We start from the raw sequence: 16,545 nt of genomic DNA on the forward strand, positions 1-16,545 counted from the left end.
GCGCACAACCTTAAGGCGGCACCCCGCTGCTGGCGGCCGGCGCCTCCGCCTGCCTGTGACGTCACCGAGGATCCGTGCGACCCCATCGCCCCACCGCCACAGCCGCCGGTCGCTGCCTGGTCGTTGCCGCCCTGCTGCTGCCGCTGGCAGCGGAGGCGCAGCAGCGTCCGGCCCGGCCGGCCGCGCGCCCACCGGTCGCCACCCAGCCGCTGCCGGCGCCTGCGCCCGCTCCCGTGCCGCCACCGCCGCTTGAACGGCATGTCGGGCTGGATGAGCTCGGGCTGGAAGCGGGGCTCGCCTTCGGCACTGCCGGGCGGGAAGTGGCCTTCCCCATGCCGCGGGACATTCCGGGCCTGGCGGCACGCGCCAGCCTGGGCTTCGACCTCGTCGCCCCCTTCGGCGGGCGCCAGGCGGTGGAGGTCTGGGCCAATGGCAGGGTGCTGGCCAGCCGCGCCTTCGCGGAAGGCGAGACGCGCCTGACGATCGACCTGCCCATCCCGGCCGAAGATTTGGCGCGAGAGGGCGTTTCGCTGCGCCTCGGCCTGCGGCTGGTGGACCAGGCGGGGGGGGCCTTGGCCACGCTGCGGGCGGATAGCCACCTGGCGCTGCTGCTGCCCGATGGCATGGCGCCCTCCGTCGCCACCCTGTTCCGCCTGCTGCCGCGCCAGACCCAGGTGCTGACGCGCCCGGGCCCGCTGCCGGTGGCGGAAGCCGCGGCGGCGCTGCGCATCGGCCTGGCGCTCACGGGTTCGGGGCGGGAGGTGCGGATCGGGTCCGGCGCGCCGCCCTCGCTCGATCGTGGGCCGGCGGGCCAGCGCCTTTGGACGACCGGCGCGGTCGTGGTGGGGCTTGGCCCTTCCGGCGCGGCGGTGCTGGACCTCGATGGGATGCCGGCGCTGGCGCTGGGCGGGCCGCAGCCCGAACGCGCGGCGGGGCTGCTGGACGGGCCGTGGCGCGATGCGGCGGCCGCGGCGACGATCGGCGTGCGGGATGCGCGCGCGCCGGATGCGACGGCGGCTTCCCTCCCCTTCTCGGCCCTGCGCGGCGCCACGCTGCCGCAGGAAGGTGCCTCGCCCGGCTGGGCGCTGGAATTCGCGCTGCGGGACCTGCCGGGGGGCGGACTGCCCTCGGCGCTGGACCTGACCTTCATGCTCACGCCCGACACCGCCGGCCGCAGCGTCGTGACCGCCGTGCTGAACGACACCATGCTGGGCAGCACGGCGCTGGCGGCGGAGGGCGCGGCGCGGGTCAGCCTGCCCATCCCGCCGGCGCTGCTGCGGCTCGACAACCGCCTCGTCGTCACGCTGCAACGCCCGGCGCCGGGCGGCCTGGCGCAGCTGCTGCCGGACAGCCTGCTGCGCCTGTCCCCCGCGCCGGCACCGCGGGACTTCCTCGGCCTGCCCGGCCGCTTCGCCGGGGGCGTGGAGGTGATCCTGGAGGCGCCCGACGGTGGTCCGGTGGCCGAGGCGCTGAACCCCATCCTGTGGCTGCTGCGCGGCCTGGTGCCCGCCGCCGCGCCCCTCACCGTCTCCCTGCGCGAAGGCACGGCGCCGCCGCGCCCGACCGGCCCCTTCATCGCCGTCACGGCCGACCCGCCGGCGGGCAGCCAGCCCGTGCTGCGCTTCGATGCGGGGCGGCTGACCCTGTCGGACCGGGCCCTGTCCGAGCGGGAAGGACGGCCGCTGCTGGACCTGGAAGGCGCGCAGCGCATGATCGCGGCGCAACTGGTGACGGCAGAGGGCGATCGCCCGGGCCTCTGGCTGCGGCTGCCGACGCTGATGCCCGCCTTGCCCGCCGCGGCGCCGCGGCTGGAACGGGGCGACGTCGCGCTGCTGGATGGCCAGGGCGTGGCCCTCGCCTGGTCCAGCGCCGCCCCCACGCCGGCGGTGCGGGTCGCCTATGCCGAGGCACCTGCCGCCCCCGCGATGCCGGCGGTCGTGCAGGCCGAACGCTCCGCCATCCTGGTCTGGCGGCCCTATGTGCTGGCCGTGCTCTGGGTGCTGGGCTTCGCCCTGGTGGTCTATGCCTTCCTCCGGCCGCGGCGGGAGGCCGAGGCTTGATCCGCCCCGTGCCGGCCCAGGTGGTCTTCATCCATCTGCCCAAGACCGGCGGCTTCGCCCTGCACGCCGCCCTGGCCCGCGCGCTGCCGCCCGCCCGCGTGCTGCGCATCGGCGACCAGGCGGAACACGCCACCTTCCTGGCCATGGCGCCGGACCAGGTGGCGGGCCATGCGCTGGTCAGCGGCCATGTGACGGTGAACGAGGCGCTGGAACGCGCCCGGCCCGATGCCCGCTTCGTCACCCTGCTGCGGGACCCCGTGGCGCGGCTGGTCTCCGCCTTCAACTACATGGCCACCTGGGCGGACCACCCGCTGCACGCCGAATTCCGCCATCGCGGCTTCGCCGAATTCATCCGCGAATCCGCCCCCGCCTTGGCCGCCGAGGCCTGCCGGCAGTTGACCGGCGCGCCGACGGCGAAGGAGGCGATCGCGATCCTGGAGGGCTGCTACGCCCTGGTCGGCACCACCGCGCGCGTCGATGACGTCTCCGCCACGCTGCATCGCTGGCTGGGCCTGCTGCCGGGCCGGGTGGAGCGGGAGAACGTGACCGCCGGCCAGGGCCGCATCAACCTGGACAGCGAGACCTGCGAATTGCTGCTGGAGGCAACGCGGGAGGATCGCGCGCTGTTCGACCACGTGGCGCTGCGCCATGGCGGGCTGATGAAACACCCCGGCGTGCCAGGGTAGCGCCCAGCCGGTTCCCGCGACGCCATGATCGGCGTCGCGGAGAGGCGCCGGACCTCAGGCCGCCTTCAGCTTCGCCACCAGCCGCGCCATGGCGCCCTGAAGCGCCGTGCCCTGGGCGCCGACATCGGCGGCGATGTCGCGAAGGCGGTCGATTTCCGTCCGCGTGGTGGCGACCCCGGCATCCAGCCGCTCCACATTCCCGGTCAACTGCCCCGTGCCGTCCGCGGCGCGCGCGACGCTGCGCGCGATCTCCGACGTCGTCGCGCCCTGCTCCTCCACGGCCGCCGCGATCGCGGCGGCGATCGAGGAGAGGTTGCCGATGGTCCCGCCGATGCCGCGGATCACCGCCACCGCCTGCCCGGTCGCCGCCTGCATCTCGGCGATCTGCTGGCCGATCTCGCCGGTCGCCTTGGCGGTCTGGGTGGCCAGGCTCTTCACCTCGCTCGCCACCACGGCGAAGCCCTTCCCGGCCTCCCCTGCCCGGGCGGCCTCGATGGTCGCGTTCAGGGCGAGCAGGTTGGTCTGGCCGGCGATGTCGCCGATCAGGCGCACCACATCGCCGATCCGCCCGGCCGCCTCGCTCAGCGCGCGGATCGTCGCATCGGCCTGCTCCGCCTCGCGCACCGCCGCCTCCGCGCCCGCGGCGCTGTCCGCCGCGCGCCGTGCGATTTCCTGCACCGAGGCCGTCAATTCCTCGGTCGCCGCCGCCACGCCCTGGACGTTGGCATTGGTCTCGGTGGCATTGCCGCCGGCCAGCACCACCTGCTGCCGGGCTCCCTCGGAAGCCTCGTCGAGCGTCAGGCAGGCCGCCTGCAGCGCCGGGCCGGAGCGCGCCAGGCCCTCCACCACTTCCCCGAGCGCCCGCTGGACCTCGGCCGCCGTCTCCAGCCTCGCCCGTTCCTCCGCCGCGCTGCGTTCGGCCCGCGCGGCCTCGGCGCTCCGCGCCTCGGCCAGGATCGCGCCGCACAGCGTCTGCACCGCGCCGGCGAGGCGGCCGATCTCGTCCTTCCGCGCGGCCGCCGCGATGGGGGCGCCGCGTTCCGCCGCGCCCCCCGTGGCCATGCCCGCCACCTGCGTCGCCAGGGCTGCCAGGGGACGCGCCAGGCGGCGCTCCACCAGCAGCAGCACGGCGATGCCGATCCCCAGCCCCGCCAGCAGCAGGCCGAGCGACGCGGCGAAGTGCCAGGCGGCCTCGTCGCGCAGCGTCGCGGCCCGGCCCGTCGCCCTCGCGCTCGCGTCATAGGCGGCGGCGAGCACCGTCTCGAACATGTCGTTCGTGCGGGTGGTGAAGGCCTCCGCCGTCATGCCGGCCGGCTGGCCGGCGGCGATGCGTTCCAGCACCCCACGCGTGACGGCCTCCAGCCCCTCCGGCCCGATCACAGTCGCGTTGGCGGCCAGCGCGGCCTGGCGCAGGCCGGGGCCGACCATGGCGTCGCGCGTCAGCAGGTCCAGGCGCTCGGCCAGCATGCGCGACACGCCCGCGACGCGTTCGTAGCGCGCCATGGTCTCGGCATTCGGCAGGCGCCCACTGGCGACAGCGCCACTGGTGAAGACGCGGAGCAGGCCCGAATCGCGGCGCAGCAGCCAGGCGGTTCGCGCCACCTCGGCATAGCGGTTGAGCAGCGCATCGGGCGCCGCCGCCTGCTGCCCGACGGCAAGCCAGAGCGCGCTGGCCGTATTGATCACCTCCTGCGCCGTGCGGGCATGGTCGTCCCGGACGGCGGCGTTGCGCGCGGCCAGGGGCTGGCGCAGGGCCTGTTCGGCACGGGCGCGGTCCTGCATCCAGGCGGCGGTCGCGGCCTCGAACCGGCTGGCCAGGCCGCTGGCATCGGGCACCGCCGGGTGGAGCGGCAGCAGGGCGCGGGCGCCCTGGATGCCGGCAGCCGCCGGCTGCATCCAGCGCGCCAGTTCAGCCTGCTCCGCCGCGCTCATCGGCTGGGGATTGGCGAGAAGCACGGAGACCCAGCTGCGTTCATTCACGAGATGCCCGACGCCGCGCGCCAGTTCCTGCAGGCCGGTCATCACCTGGAGGTACTGCGTCGCGGCAACGCGCTCGCGCCAGGCCTGCACCGCATTGACGGTGAGCGCACCGGCGGAGAGCAGGAAGATGAGACCGAAGGCCGCCAGCAGGCTGGCGCGGAGGCTCCAGCCGCGCCCCCCGCCGATGGATGGTGCTGCGGCGACGGCGTGAGGCAGGTTCATCAGTCTTGCTTTCCTGGCGTGGTCCAGGTGCCGGGTTCTACCGCCCTTGGGTTAAGCGTGGCTTGTCGACACCGCGATTGCCGCCTTGCCTGGCGTCGCAACCGGCGCTGTGCAGACCGCCGCGGTCAGCGCGCCTCCGCCGCCTCGATCAGCCCGGCCATCCCCTCCGCATCCGACAGGCGCTGTTCCAGCGCGATGGTGAAGCGCGCCAGCGCGGCGCCGTCGATCACCGCATGGTCCATCGACCCACCCAGCGACAACACGCGCCGCGGCGCCCCACCCGCCACCGCCGGGCGCGTATCGATCCCGCCGATGGCGATGGAAAGGGTGAAGGGGTTGGGCGGAAAGGGGACCATGCGGAAATCGAGGCCCGGGCGCTGCAGGCTGGTCAGCCCGATCGTACCCTGGACCCGGCGCAGCAGATGCGGGTCCGCCGCGATTCGCCGCAGCACCAGCGCGCGCAACGGCTTCGGCAGGCGCAGCAGGCGGCGGCGGCGCTTCACCTCCTCCGTCTGCGTCAGGTCGCCCTTCAGCGCGGCGCGCAATTCCTCATGGATCGCCATCACGGATTTGTCCTGCGCGGCGCGGATGGTCAGGCCCATGGGCAGGCGGGTGCCGTCGGGCTGCTTGCGGTCCACCACCGTCGCCACATCGGCGTCGCGGAACGTCACCAGGTTCTTCCTGTGGCGGAAGGTCAGCACCCCCGGGTTGCGCGCCGCCGCCACGGCCACGGCTTCCACCATCACCGCATGCATCGACACCGCCTGGCGGTCCTGCCGCCGCAGCCTCGCCAGCCCATCCATGATGCGGGTGACATCGACCTCCATCATGCCGTGGAAGGTCATCGGCCGGTGCAGCGACAACATGCCGAGGATGAGGTCGCGCAACGGCGGCCAGGGCCGCTCGGTGAAGTCGGGTGCGGGGGTCATGCCGCCCGTTCCGTCTGTCTCAGCACGCCATCCTCCATGTGCAGCCGCCGGGTCACGAGGTCCAGGCAGCGCTCGTCATGCGTTCCCATCACCACCGCGCAGTCCCGCCCGCGCGTGAGGTCGGCCAGCAGCGCGACCACGGCGCGGCCGCTGCTGCCATCGAGCGAGGCGGTCGGTTCATCCGCCAGCACCAGCGATGGCCGGCGAACCAGCGCGCGCGCCACCGCAACGCGCTGCTGTTCGCCACCCGACAGAAGCGCGGTGGAATCCCCGCCCCGCCCGCCGAGGCCGACCGCCTCCAGCATCGCCAGCGCCGCCGCGCGATCCCGTGCGGGGTCGGCATCGGGCTGGCCGTGCAGCGCGGCCTCCACATTCTCCAGCACGCTCAACGACCGCAGCAGGTGGTGGCGCTGGAAGACGAAGCCGATGCGCCGGCGGAGCGCGCCGAGCGCCCGCCCATCCAGCACGCGGACATCCTGGCCCAGCAGGCGCAGCGCCCCCTCCTCCGGCACCCGCAGCGCGCCGAGCAGCGTCAGCAGCGTGGTCTTGCCCGATCCCGAAGGGCCGGTGAGGGCCACGAAATCGCCCGCGCGCAGATCGAGCGTGATGCCCCGCAGCACCGCGCGGCGCTGCGGCCCGGTGCCGAATCCGTGGCTGACATCGCGAAGCTCCGCCAGCGGCGCGTTCATCCGAACAGGGCCAGCGGATCGGCCCGGCGCAGGCGCAGCATCGCCATCCCGGCGGCGACCGCCGCCATGACCAGGCTGAGGGCGAGCACCATTGCCATGTCGGACCCATGCAGGCCGATCGGCAGGCGCGTGACCTCCGCCGCCGCGCCGGTGACGGCCAGCGCGAGGCCGAGCGCGGGCAGGTAGGTGACGAGCGCGATGGCCACCGCCGCCTGCGCCACCACCGCCGCCAGGAAGGCCGGGCGATAGCCCTGGGCCAGCAGCACCGCGTATTCCGGCAGGTTCGCATCCACCAGGCTGTTCAGCACCTGCAGGATGAAGACGACGCCCACCGCGATGCCGACCAGCAGCCCGACATTGAAGATCACGCCGATCGGCGTACGGCTGGCGTAGAAGCGCCGTTCCTCCGCCAGATACGCCGCCCGGGTCATCACCCGCGCGCGCCCATCCAGCCGCGCGGCGATCGCCGCCGCCACACTCTCCGCGCCCACCCCCGGCTGCAGCCGCACCAGGCCGATGGAGACCCGGTCCAGCGGCACGCCGAGCGTGGCATGGAGCGTCAGGTCGCTCATCAACAGGGTACCGTCGATGGTGAAGGAGGGGCCGAGGGTGAAGAGACCCCGCAGCGACAGTACCGGCGCCAGATCCGCCGAGGGCGCATAGACCGGCAGCCGGGCGAGTTCCCCCGCCGCGACCTGGCCGATCACGGCGCGGAATTCCTGGCGGGAGAGGCGGTCCAGCAGCGCGGTATCCGGGACGGACAGCGCGCGCTGCGCCGCCGCGATGCCCGGCAGGTCCAGCACCCGGGCGGCGGGATCGATGCCGAGCAGCCAGACGGAGAGGTTGCTTCCGTTCTCCGCGCTGCGGACCTGGCCGCTATAGGCATAGAGGCTGGCGGTTTCCGCCACCCCCGGCACCCCCGCCGCATCGCGCAGCGCGGCGCGGGGAAACCAGGGGGGCGAGAAGGTCAGCGCGCGGTAGCCCGGGCTGACCAGCACCAGGTCCGCCGCCAGCGCCCGCGGCAGCGCCAGTGCGCTGTCATAGAGCCCGTTGCGGAAGCCGACCTGCACCAGCATCAGCATGACCGCGACGGCGACGCCGGCCAGCGCGGCGACGGAGGCCAGGGCACGGTGGCGCAGCTGGCGGAAGGCCAGCAGGGCGGCGAAACGCACCAGATCTGTCACAGGGGGGGCATCATGGGCGCGCGGGTGCCAGGGGAAACCGCACCTCCACCTCCGCCCCCACCACCGGCGGCAGGGGGCCCAGCGGGCGGATAGTGACTTCCACGATGCGGGCATCGCGGCCGACGAGCACGTCGGAACTCGTCCGGCGCTGGCGCAGCACCAGGCGGCCGACGGAGTCCACCCGGCCCTCCACCGGCGCGGCCAGCACGCGGCCCGCGATGCGCGCAGCCTGGCCGGGGACGATGCGGGGGGCGTCCGCCTCCTCCACCTCCGCCACCACCACGAGGCGGTCGAGGGCGGCCATCTGCAGGATGCCCTCATCCCCGATGCTCTCCCCGCCCCGCCGCAGCAGTGCCAGCACCGTGCCGGCGAAGGGGGCGCGGATGCTGGCGCGGGCCAGCTCGGCCTCGGCCTCCGCCAGCGCGGCGCGCTGCACGGCGCTGCGGGCGGCGGCGGCGCGGCGATCCTCCTCCCGCACCTCGCTCAGCGCGCGGAGTTCGGCTTCCGCCTGGCGGAGCGCGGCCTCCGCCCGGTCCAGCTCCGCCTGGCGCTGTTCCAGCGTGGCCTGGGTGGCGATGCTGGTGGCGCGGAGTGTCGCGATGCGGGCGTGTTCCTGCCGCGCCAGGGTCAGCTCCGCCTCCCGCGCCCTCACGAGGGCGCGCTGGGCGAGGATCACGCCGGGCTTGGCGGGGGCGGCGACCTGCGCTTCCTCGGCCTGCGCCAAGGCGAGGCGCGCGCGCGCGGCCTCCACCTGCGCTTCCGCCACCGCATGGGTGTCGAGCAGCGCGACGATCTGGCCGGCGGCGACATCCTGGCCTTCCTGCACCAGCACGCGGCCCAGCACGCCGCGGAAGGGGCCATGGAGAGCGATGACACGGCCCTCCGGCTCGATCCGCCCGCGCGCGACCAGGGAGGCGTTGGCCGGCAGCGGCTGGGCGGTGGGGGCGGGGCTTTCGGCCTGGGCGAGGAGCAGCGCGGCGCCGACCGACAGCGCGGCGAGCGCCAGCAGCAGGGGCCGGCGCCGGGCGGGCCGTGGCGTCATCCGCCGGCGCCCGTCCCCGATGGTCGGGAAAAATCAGCCTCCAGGTCGAAGCGCAGCAGGTAGCGGGCCTCGTCCTCGATCCGGCGTTCCCCCACCACCGCCGTGCCGAAGCGGCCATAGGCGGGCAGCGGGCGGCGGCGGGCGGTGCCGTAGCCGTAGCGCAGGCCCCGGGCGCGAAGGTCCGCATAGCAGGCGCGGCGGAAGCGCAGTGCGCCGCGCAGGTCATGCGGGCCGGCGGCGAAGAAGGTCAGCATCTCCGCGATCCCGCTCTCCTCGGGCAGGGTGAAGCCGAAGCGTGCGGCCTGCACGGTGCGGAGCGCCAGGTTCACGGCCAGCCCGCGCCGAACCTTCCCCCCCGCATCCCGCAACACATAGACCACCTGGTCCGCATAGGGCACCGGCGCCGCGATGCGCCTGGCGGCGTCGTCCCAGTTCCAGAGATGCCGCAGCAGCCCGGCCGGGCGGATGGGTTCGAAGGCAGCGTAGAAGGCCTGTTCATAGGCCAGCACCGCGCCAGGATCGCTGGTGTCCAGCACCTCGAACCCCGCCAGGGTTGGGGCCGCGATTCTCATGCCGGGGGTCTCATCCGAACGGCACCGCCCGCAGCAGGATGGGGCGGTCGGGCGCCAGTGTCGTGCGGCCCCGCATGCCGACCGGCGACTGCTCCGTCAGCTCGAGCCGGCAGTGCCGCACGAGGGCGAGCAGCGCCACCACCAGTTCCAGATCGGCGAAGTGGTTGCCGATGCATTGGTGCCGGCCCCAGGCATAGGGCAGCAGGTTGCGCCGGCCGGCCGCGCCGGGCCCAAGGAAGCGGTCAGGGCGGAATGCCTCCGGCGCCTCCCACAGATCGGGGCTGCGGTGGATGCCGAAGATGGAGACGACGACCGTGGTGCCCGCGCGGATGCGATAGCCGCCGAGGTCATCATCCGCCGCGCAGTCCCGGCCCATGTTGTAGACCGGCGGGAACAGGCGCATCGCCTCCTCCACCACCGCCGCGGCATAGGGCAGGCGCGGCAGGTCCGCGGGCGTGGGCGCGCGGTCGCCCAGCACGGGCGCGGCTTCGTCCCGCAACGCCTGCGCGACATCGGGGTGCCGGGCCAGCAGGTACATCAGCCAGGTCAGCGCCGTGGCCGTCGTCTCGAACCCCGCGGCGAAGAGCGTCTTGAGTTCGTTCAGCAGCGCCTGGCGCGGCAAGGGCGGGTCATCCGGCCGGCCGCGGATCAGGGCGGCCAGCAGGTCGTCGGGCTGCGCATCCGGGGCTGCCAGGCGGCGGTCCAGCTCCTCCCCCAGGAAGGATTCCAGCGTGCGGCGCGTGGCGTTGACGGCGCGGTTGACGGGCACGGGCACCCAGAGCGGCCAGCGCACCAGCGACCAGTTCCGGCGCATGAGCTGCGCCAGGCAATCCTGCACCGCGACGACGAAGGCGCTGCCCTGCCCTTCCCCGATGCGCTGCGACAGCAGCACGCCGCCGATGACGCGGATGGCGATGCGCCCCGCCTGTTCCCCCGCATCGACGGGCGCGCCAGTCCATCCCGCCAGCGTCTCCCGCATCACCGCATCGGTGGTGGTGGCGAGGGTGCCGAGGCGATCGGCGCGGAAGGAGGGCTGCATCCGCCGGCGGCGGGCGCGCCAGAGGTCGCCCTCCGTCGCCAGCAGCCCATCGCCGATGACGGCGCCGAGGTTGCGGTTGATGCGGCCGCGCGGATAGCGGTCCGCCCGCGTCACCAGGACTTCCCGCGCCAGATCGGGACGCCCGATCGCGACGATGCGGCGCGGGCCGAGCCGGATGCCGACCAAGCCGCCATGGGCATGCAGCGCGGCGGCGGGGAAGCTGTGGGGCGCGGCCGCCATGGCCGGCAGGTGGCCGAGCAGCCCGCCACCTGGCAGCGATGGGACATCCGGCACGGCGGCGGCAGCGCGGTTGGGGGTGGGGATCATTCGGCGGGCAAAATGCCCGATATCGCCCCGGTGGCATAGCTCAACCGGCGCGTGTCGAGACGACGACTGGAAAGTAAACTAGGTTGAGCCGGGGCTGTGCTGGGCCCGCCGGGCCAGCGCGCACCTCGCCCAGGCCCAGGGCCCTGAAACGAGTAAAGCCGCGGCTGTTGCCGCGGCTTGGTGAGTAATCAGGGGCGGGTAATGGCGGACCCGAAGAGATTCGAACTCCTAACCCCCAGATCCGTAGTCTGGTGCTCTATCCAATTGAGCTACGGGTCCGCACGGGGGGCGATTTAGCGGGATGGGCGGGGGGGCGCAACCCCTCCGCCCATCCCTTGTCACCAATTTTACGCCGAGAGCTTTTCCAGCTCCCGCAGCACGGCCTCACCCATCACGGTCGTGCCGACGCGGGCGCGGCCGGGGGACATGATGTCGGCGGTGCGCAGGCCACCGGCCAGCACCTTCTCCACCGCCGTCTCGATCAGCTTCGCATCCTCATCCATGCCGAAGGACAGTCGCAGCAGCATGGCGAAGGACAGGATCTGCGCGCAGGGATTGGCCACACCCTTGCCCGCGATGTCCGGCGCGCTGCCATGGATGGGTTCGTACAGCGCGTGGCGCTTGCCGGAGGGCTGCTGCGCGCCGAGCGTCGCGGAGGGCAGCATGCCGAGCGAGCCCGTCAGCGCCGCCGCCAGGTCGCTCAGCACGTCGCCGAACAGATTGCCGCCGAGGATGACGTCGAACTGCTTCGGGCGGCTGGCCAACTGCATCGCGCAATTGTCGGCATACATGTGCTGCAGCTCGACATCCGGGTATTCGGCCGCGCCCACTTCGCCGACCACGGCGCGCCAGAGGCGGCCGGACTGCATGACGTTCGCCTTCTCCACGCTGGTCAGCTTGCGGCTGCGCTTGCGGGCGATGTCGAAGGCCACGCGGGCGACGCGGGCGATCTCGTCCTCGGAATAGACCTCCGTGTCGATGCCGACGCGCCGACCCTGTTCGTTCACATGGATGCCGCGGGGCTCGCCGAAATAGATGCCGCCCGTCGTCTCCCGCACGATCATGATGTCGAGCCCGCGCACCAGTTCGGGGCGGAGCGAGGAGGCATCGGCCAGCGGGTCCAGCACCACGGCGGGGCGCAGGTTGGCGAACAGGCCGAGGTCCTTGCGCAACCGCAGGATGCCGAGTTCCGGGCGCTGGTCGAAGGGCAGGCTGTCCCACTTCGGGCCGCCCACGGAGCCGAACAGCACGGCATCCGCTTCGGCGGCGGCGGCCACCGTCTCATCCGGGCAGGGGCTGCCGGTGGCGTCGAGGGCGGCGCCGCCGACGATGCCTTCCGTCACCTGGAAGGTCACGGAGCGGCGGCGATCCATCCAGTCGATGATGCGGCGCACTTCGCGCATCACCTCGGGGCCGATCCCGTCACCGGGCAGGATGAGGAGCTTCTTGTTCGCGGGCATTGAATGGTGGTCCTGGGGACGGTCGTGGAGGTGCGGGTGCCTCAGCCCCCGCTAGAGCACGAGCTGCGTTCGCGGCCCGTGCTCTACAAGTTACTGAAACTGGAGCAAGAAATGCGTTCAGATGATTTCATCTGAACGCCTATTGCTCCAGACAGTCAGACCTTGGCGTCGTAGAGCCAGGGCTGGGACGCGCGCTGCTTCGCCTCGAACCCATCGATGGCGGGGGCGTGCTGCATGGTCTGGCCGATATCGTCCAGGCCGTTCAGCAGCAGGTGCCGGCGGAAGGGGTCGATGGTGAAGGGGATTTCCTCCCCGTTCGGGCGCACCACCACCTGGCGTTCCAGATCCACCGTGATGCGGGAATTGGCGCCGAGGCGCGCATCCTCCATCAACTGCTCGCACACCTCCCGCGGCAGCTTCACCGGCAACACGCCGTTCTTGAAGCTGTTGTTGTGGAAGATGTCCGCGAAATCCGGCGCGATGACGCAGCGGATGCCGAAATCCAGCAGCGCCCAGGGCGCGTGTTCGCGCGACGACCCGCAGCCGAAATTCTCGTAGGCGACGAGGATCTCGGCCTGGCGGTAGGGTTCCTGGTTCAGCACGAAGTCGGGCTTCTCCGCCCCGTCATCCTCGTAGCGCATGTTCGCGAACAGGTGCTTGCCGAGGCCCGTGCGCTGGATGGTCTTGAGGAAGCGGCCCGGGATGATCTTGTCCGTGTCCACATTGGCCAGCGGCATCGGCGCCGCGATGCCCGTGAGCGTGGTGAAGGCCCTCATCTCACACGCCCTCCTTCGGCTGGTAGTCGCGCACATCGACGAAGTGGCCCGCGATCGCCGCCGCCGCAGCCATGGCGGGGGAGACGAGGTGGGTGCGGCCGCCCATGCCCTGGCGACCCTCGAAGTTGCGGTTGGAGGTGCTGGCGCTGCGCTGGCCGGGCTTCAGCTTGTCCGGGTTCATGCCGAGGCACATGGAACAGCCGGCTTCCCGCCATTCGAAGCCCGCTTCCAGCAGGACCTTGTCCAGCCCCTCGGCCTCCGCCGCTTCCTTCACCAGGCCGGAGCCCGGCACGACGAGCGCGCGGACATGCGAGGCGACCTTGCGGCCCTTCGCGATGCTGGCCACGGCGCGGATGTCCTCGATCCGGCTGTTGGTGCAGGACCCCACGAAGACGACATCGACCTGGAGGTCAGTCAGCTTCTGCCCGGGCACCAGGCCCATATAGTCGACCATGCGCTGCACCTGCGCGCGGCGCGCCTCATCCGCGATCTCGGCGGGGTTCGGCACCACGCCGGTCACGGGCAGCACGTCCTCGGGGCTCGTGCCCCAGGTCATCTGCGGGATGATCTGCGCGGCGTCGAGCGTGACTTCCTTGTCGAAGACAGCGCCCGCGTCGGAGGGCAGCGTCTTCCACCAGGCGATGGCGCGGTCATAGGCCTCGCCCTGCGGCGCGAAGGGGCGGCCCTTCACGTAGTCGAAGGTGGTCTGGTCCGGCGCCACCATGCCGGCACGGGCGCCAGCCTCGATCGACATGTTGCAGACCGTCATGCGGCCGGCCATGTCGAGCGCGCGGATCGCCTCACCGGCGAATTCAATCACGTGTCCCGTGCCGCCGGCAGTGCCGATCTTGCCGATGATGGCGAGGACGATGTCCTTGGCCGTGCAGCCGGCCGGCAGCTTGCCATCGACCGTCACGCGCATGTTCTTCGCGGGCTTCTGCAGCAGCGTCTGGGTGGCGAGCACATGCTCGACCTCCGACGTGCCGATGCCGAAGGCCAGCGCGCCCATGGCGCCGTGGGTGGAGGTATGGCTGTCGCCGCAGACGATCGTCATGCCGGGCAGGCTCAGGCCCAGCTCCGGGCCGATGACGTGGACGATGCCCTGGCGCTTGTCGGTCAGCGGGATGTAGGGGACGCCGAAGGCCTTGACGTTGGCTTCCAGTGTCTCGACCTGCGTGCGGCTCTCGGGGTCCTCGATCGTGCCGTAGCGGCTGCTATCGGTCGCGATGTTGTGGTCCACCACGGCCAGCGTCGCATCCGGGCGGCGCACCTTGCGGCCGGCAAGCCGGAGGCCCTCGAAGGCCTGCGGGCTCGTCACCTCATGCGTCAGGTGCTTGTCGATGTAGAGAACCGCGGTGCCGTCGGGCAGCGTCTCGACGACATGCGCATCCCAGATCTTGTCGAACAAGGTTCGCGGCTTCGTGGCCGACATTCTCGATTTCCCCCAAGACAAAAGCGCCCCGGCCTGGTGGGCCGGGGCGTTCGGTAAGGCTTAGTTCAGGCGGTCGCTTCGACCTTCACCCGCGCCCGCTCCTCGATGCGGGCGGACTTGCCGGTCCGGCCACGCAGGTAATACAGCTTCGCGCGCCGCACCTTGCCGCGGCGCACCACGACGATCTCCGCGACATTCGGGCTGTACAGCGGGAAGACGCGCTCCACGCCCTCGCCGTAGGACAGCTTGCGGACGGTGAAGTTGCTGTTCAGGCCGCGGTTGCTGCGCGCGATGCAGACGCCTTCATAGGCCTGGGTGCGGATACGCTCCCCTTCCACGACCTTCACCATGACGCGGAGCGTGTCGCCCGCATCGAATTCCGGCGTGGTGCGGTTGGCCGAGAGCTTCGCCTGCTGGGCGGCCTCGAACTGCTGGAGCAGGTTCATCGGGGTGGTTCCTTCCGTCTGAAGCAATTAGGCGGCGGCCGGGTGGCCGTCCAGCCGCCCCACCTTTGCCTGTTTGGTTTCCGCGCTAGCGCGGGGGGTTGGTTCCGCGCGGTGGCGGAGGATGTGTTGTTCCCAGAGGTCGGGCCGCCGCGTCCGCGTTGCCGCTTCCGCTTCCGCGCGCCGCCAGCGCGCGACCTCCGCATGGTGGCCGGAGAGCAGCACCTCCGGCACCTTCCGGCCCTGCCATTCGGCGGGCCGCGTGTAGTGGGGGTATTCCAGCAGCCCCTCGGCGCCGTGGCTCTCCTCCTCCGCCGAAGCCGCGCCGCCCATGACACCCGGCAGCAGCCGGATGCAGGCGTCGAGCATCAGCAGGGCGGCGGGTTCGCCGCCGGAGAGCACGAAATCGCCGGCCGAGACTTCCAGCATCCCGCGCGCCTCGATCACGCGCTGGTCCACGCCTTCGTAACGGCCGCACAGCACCGTCACGCCAGGCCCCGCCGCCAATTCCCGCACCAGCGCCTGGTCCAGCTTCCGCCCGCGGGGCGTCAGGTAGACCAGCGGCGCGCCGGGGTTGCGGCTGGTCGCGGCTTCGCAGGCCACATCCAGCACATCCGGGCGCATCACCATGCCCGCACCGCCCCCGAAGGGCGTGTCGTCCACGGTGCGGTGGCGGTCCGTCGCGAAGGAACGGATATCCAGCGCCTCGATCGCCCAGCGTTCCTCGCGCAGCGCACGGCCGGCCAGGGACAGGCCGAGCGGGCCCGGGAACATGTCCGGGAACAGCGTCAGGATGGTGGCGCGCCAGGTCATGCCGACGCCCCCTCCCCGCTTTCCGGACGGACCAGAACCTCCGCCGGCGGCACCACGGTGATCCGCCCGCCCGCCACATCCACCACCGGCACGCAGGCCTTGGTGAAGGGCAGCAGGAGTTCGCCCGCGCTTCCGTCGATGATGAGGAAGGGCCCCGCGCCGTGATCCTCCACCAGCCTTACCGTGCCGATCGCCACCCCATCCTCCGCGAAGGCCGCAAGGCCCTCGAGGTCACTGAGGTAGAATTCGTCGGGGTCGGCGGGCGGCGGCAGCTGGCTGCGTTCCACATACAGCTTCGTGCCGGTCAGCCGTGCCGCGGCGTCGCGGTCGGCGACGCCCTCGATCCGGCCGAGCCCGTCAGGCAGCGGCGTGATGCGGAAGACCTTGGTGCCGGCCTGGTCGGTCAGCGGGCCATAGCTGCCGATGGCGCGCGGATCGGCCGTGAAGGCATGCAGGCGCACGAGGCCCCTGACGCCATGCGGCCGTCCCACTTCACCCACCAGCACGCGCTGCACCCGCATGGCCCGATCCGCCGAGGTCAGTATCAGCCGCCGGCCGCGGCGCGTTCCTGCGCCTTCTTCTTCGGCGCGGACTGCTTCGGCTGCTCGGCGTACACCGGCATCGGCGCCAGGCCGGCATGGCCCAGGAACTTCGCGACGCGGTCCGTCGGCAGCGCGCCGACCGACTTCCAGTAGGTGATGCGCTCGGCGAACAGGCGCACGCGGTCGGCGTGGTCCGACGGCAGCATCGGGTTGTAGCTGCCCAGCTTCTCGATGAAGCGGCCGTCGCGCGGGCTGCGGCTGTCCGCCACCACGATGTGGTAGTAGGGACGCTTCTTGGCGCCGGCGCGGGCGAGGCGAATCTTGAGGCCCATGAGGGTTACCTTCTCCT

Annotated in this window: 16 protein-coding genes and 1 tRNA gene; 2 read left to right on the forward strand and 15 right to left on the reverse strand. The window is 72.5% G+C overall.

Features of this window, described 5'->3' with window-relative positions; all coding sequences use genetic code 11:
* The first annotated feature begins 74 nt into the window (after positions 1–74).
* Together ACTIE5_RS23980 and ACTIE5_RS23985 are read left to right on the forward strand one after the other, a co-directional pair.
* Positions 75–2,060 (forward strand): hypothetical protein, encoded by a 1,986-nt coding sequence (locus tag ACTIE5_RS23980; protein WP_439552251.1) that lies wholly within the window; start codon positions 75–77, stop codon positions 2,058–2,060.
* Complete coding sequence (locus tag ACTIE5_RS23985) at positions 2,057–2,746, forward strand: hypothetical protein (protein ID WP_439552252.1); 690 nt, start codon at positions 2,057–2,059, stop codon at positions 2,744–2,746. The genes ACTIE5_RS23980 and ACTIE5_RS23985 overlap by 4 nt, the downstream gene beginning before the upstream one ends.
* 54 nt (positions 2,747–2,800) lie before the next feature.
* On the opposite strand, the gene ACTIE5_RS23990 is transcribed toward ACTIE5_RS23985, so the two are convergent.
* The 15 genes from ACTIE5_RS23990 to rpsP all read right to left on the reverse strand — a co-directional run bounded on the left by ACTIE5_RS23990 (position 2,801) and on the right by rpsP (position 16,528).
* Positions 2,801–4,948: a methyl-accepting chemotaxis protein gene (locus ACTIE5_RS23990; protein WP_439552253.1), complete on the reverse strand. Its 2,148-nt coding sequence runs from the start codon at positions 4,946–4,948 to the stop codon at positions 2,801–2,803.
* A gap of 125 nt (positions 4,949–5,073) precedes the next feature.
* Positions 5,074–5,877, reverse strand: a complete 804-nt coding sequence (locus ACTIE5_RS23995; protein ID WP_439552254.1) for a 2-oxo acid dehydrogenase subunit E2 — start codon at positions 5,875–5,877, stop codon at positions 5,074–5,076.
* Positions 5,874–6,566, reverse strand: a complete 693-nt coding sequence (locus ACTIE5_RS24000; RefSeq protein ID WP_439552255.1) for an ABC transporter ATP-binding protein — start codon at positions 6,564–6,566, stop codon at positions 5,874–5,876. Before ACTIE5_RS24000 ends, ACTIE5_RS23995 begins: the two co-directional genes overlap by 4 nt.
* Positions 6,563–7,750 (reverse strand): FtsX-like permease family protein, encoded by a 1,188-nt coding sequence (locus ACTIE5_RS24005; protein WP_439552256.1) that lies wholly within the window; start codon positions 7,748–7,750, stop codon positions 6,563–6,565. Before ACTIE5_RS24005 ends, ACTIE5_RS24000 begins: the two co-directional genes overlap by 4 nt.
* Positions 7,751–7,760: 10 nt before the next feature.
* A complete protein-coding gene (locus tag ACTIE5_RS24010; protein WP_439552257.1) occupies positions 7,761–8,792 on the reverse strand; it encodes an efflux RND transporter periplasmic adaptor subunit in 1,032 nt (343 codons plus the stop codon).
* Positions 8,789–9,364 (reverse strand): hypothetical protein, encoded by a 576-nt coding sequence (locus ACTIE5_RS24015; RefSeq protein WP_439552258.1) that lies wholly within the window; start codon positions 9,362–9,364, stop codon positions 8,789–8,791. Before ACTIE5_RS24015 ends, ACTIE5_RS24010 begins: the two co-directional genes overlap by 4 nt.
* Before the next feature lie 10 nt (positions 9,365–9,374).
* A complete protein-coding gene (locus ACTIE5_RS24020) occupies positions 9,375–10,730 on the reverse strand; it encodes a cytochrome P450 (protein WP_439552259.1) in 1,356 nt (451 codons plus the stop codon).
* 202 nt (positions 10,731–10,932) lie between these two features.
* Positions 10,933–11,009, reverse strand: a tRNA-Arg gene (locus tag ACTIE5_RS24025).
* Between the two features lie 68 nt (positions 11,010–11,077).
* Entirely contained in the window at positions 11,078–12,190 is a 1,113-nt protein-coding gene (leuB, locus tag ACTIE5_RS24030) for a 3-isopropylmalate dehydrogenase (protein WP_439552260.1), read from the reverse strand.
* Positions 12,191–12,345: 155 nt separating this feature from the next.
* The gene (gene leuD, locus ACTIE5_RS24035; protein WP_439552261.1) at positions 12,346–12,966 is read right to left on the reverse strand and encodes a 3-isopropylmalate dehydratase small subunit; all 621 of its coding nucleotides are present in this window, start codon (positions 12,964–12,966) and stop codon (positions 12,346–12,348) included.
* Between the two features lies 1 nt (position 12,967).
* Positions 12,968–14,398, reverse strand: coding sequence for a 3-isopropylmalate dehydratase large subunit (gene leuC, locus ACTIE5_RS24040; RefSeq protein ID WP_439552262.1), 1,431 nt, complete (start codon positions 14,396–14,398; stop codon positions 12,968–12,970).
* Positions 14,399–14,463: 65 nt separating this feature from the next.
* A complete protein-coding gene (gene rplS, locus ACTIE5_RS24045; RefSeq protein WP_439552263.1) occupies positions 14,464–14,844 on the reverse strand; it encodes a 50S ribosomal protein L19 in 381 nt (126 codons plus the stop codon).
* 27 nt (positions 14,845–14,871) lie between these two features.
* Positions 14,872–15,654 carry a tRNA (guanosine(37)-N1)-methyltransferase TrmD gene (gene trmD / locus ACTIE5_RS24050; RefSeq protein ID WP_439552264.1) on the reverse strand — a complete coding sequence of 261 codons (783 nt, stop codon included), beginning with the start codon at positions 15,652–15,654 and terminating at the stop codon, positions 14,872–14,874.
* The gene (gene rimM, locus ACTIE5_RS24055) at positions 15,651–16,175 is read right to left on the reverse strand and encodes a ribosome maturation factor RimM (protein ID WP_439552265.1); all 525 of its coding nucleotides are present in this window, start codon (positions 16,173–16,175) and stop codon (positions 15,651–15,653) included. Before rimM ends, trmD begins: the two co-directional genes overlap by 4 nt.
* A gap of 23 nt (positions 16,176–16,198) precedes the next feature.
* Complete coding sequence (rpsP, locus tag ACTIE5_RS24060; RefSeq protein ID WP_439552266.1) at positions 16,199–16,528, reverse strand: 30S ribosomal protein S16; 330 nt, start codon at positions 16,526–16,528, stop codon at positions 16,199–16,201.
* Positions 16,529–16,545 lie beyond the last annotated feature (17 nt).

The sequence above is a fragment of the Falsiroseomonas sp. genome (assembly GCF_051859025.1).
GTDB lineage: Bacteria > Pseudomonadota > Alphaproteobacteria > Acetobacterales > Acetobacteraceae > Falsiroseomonas.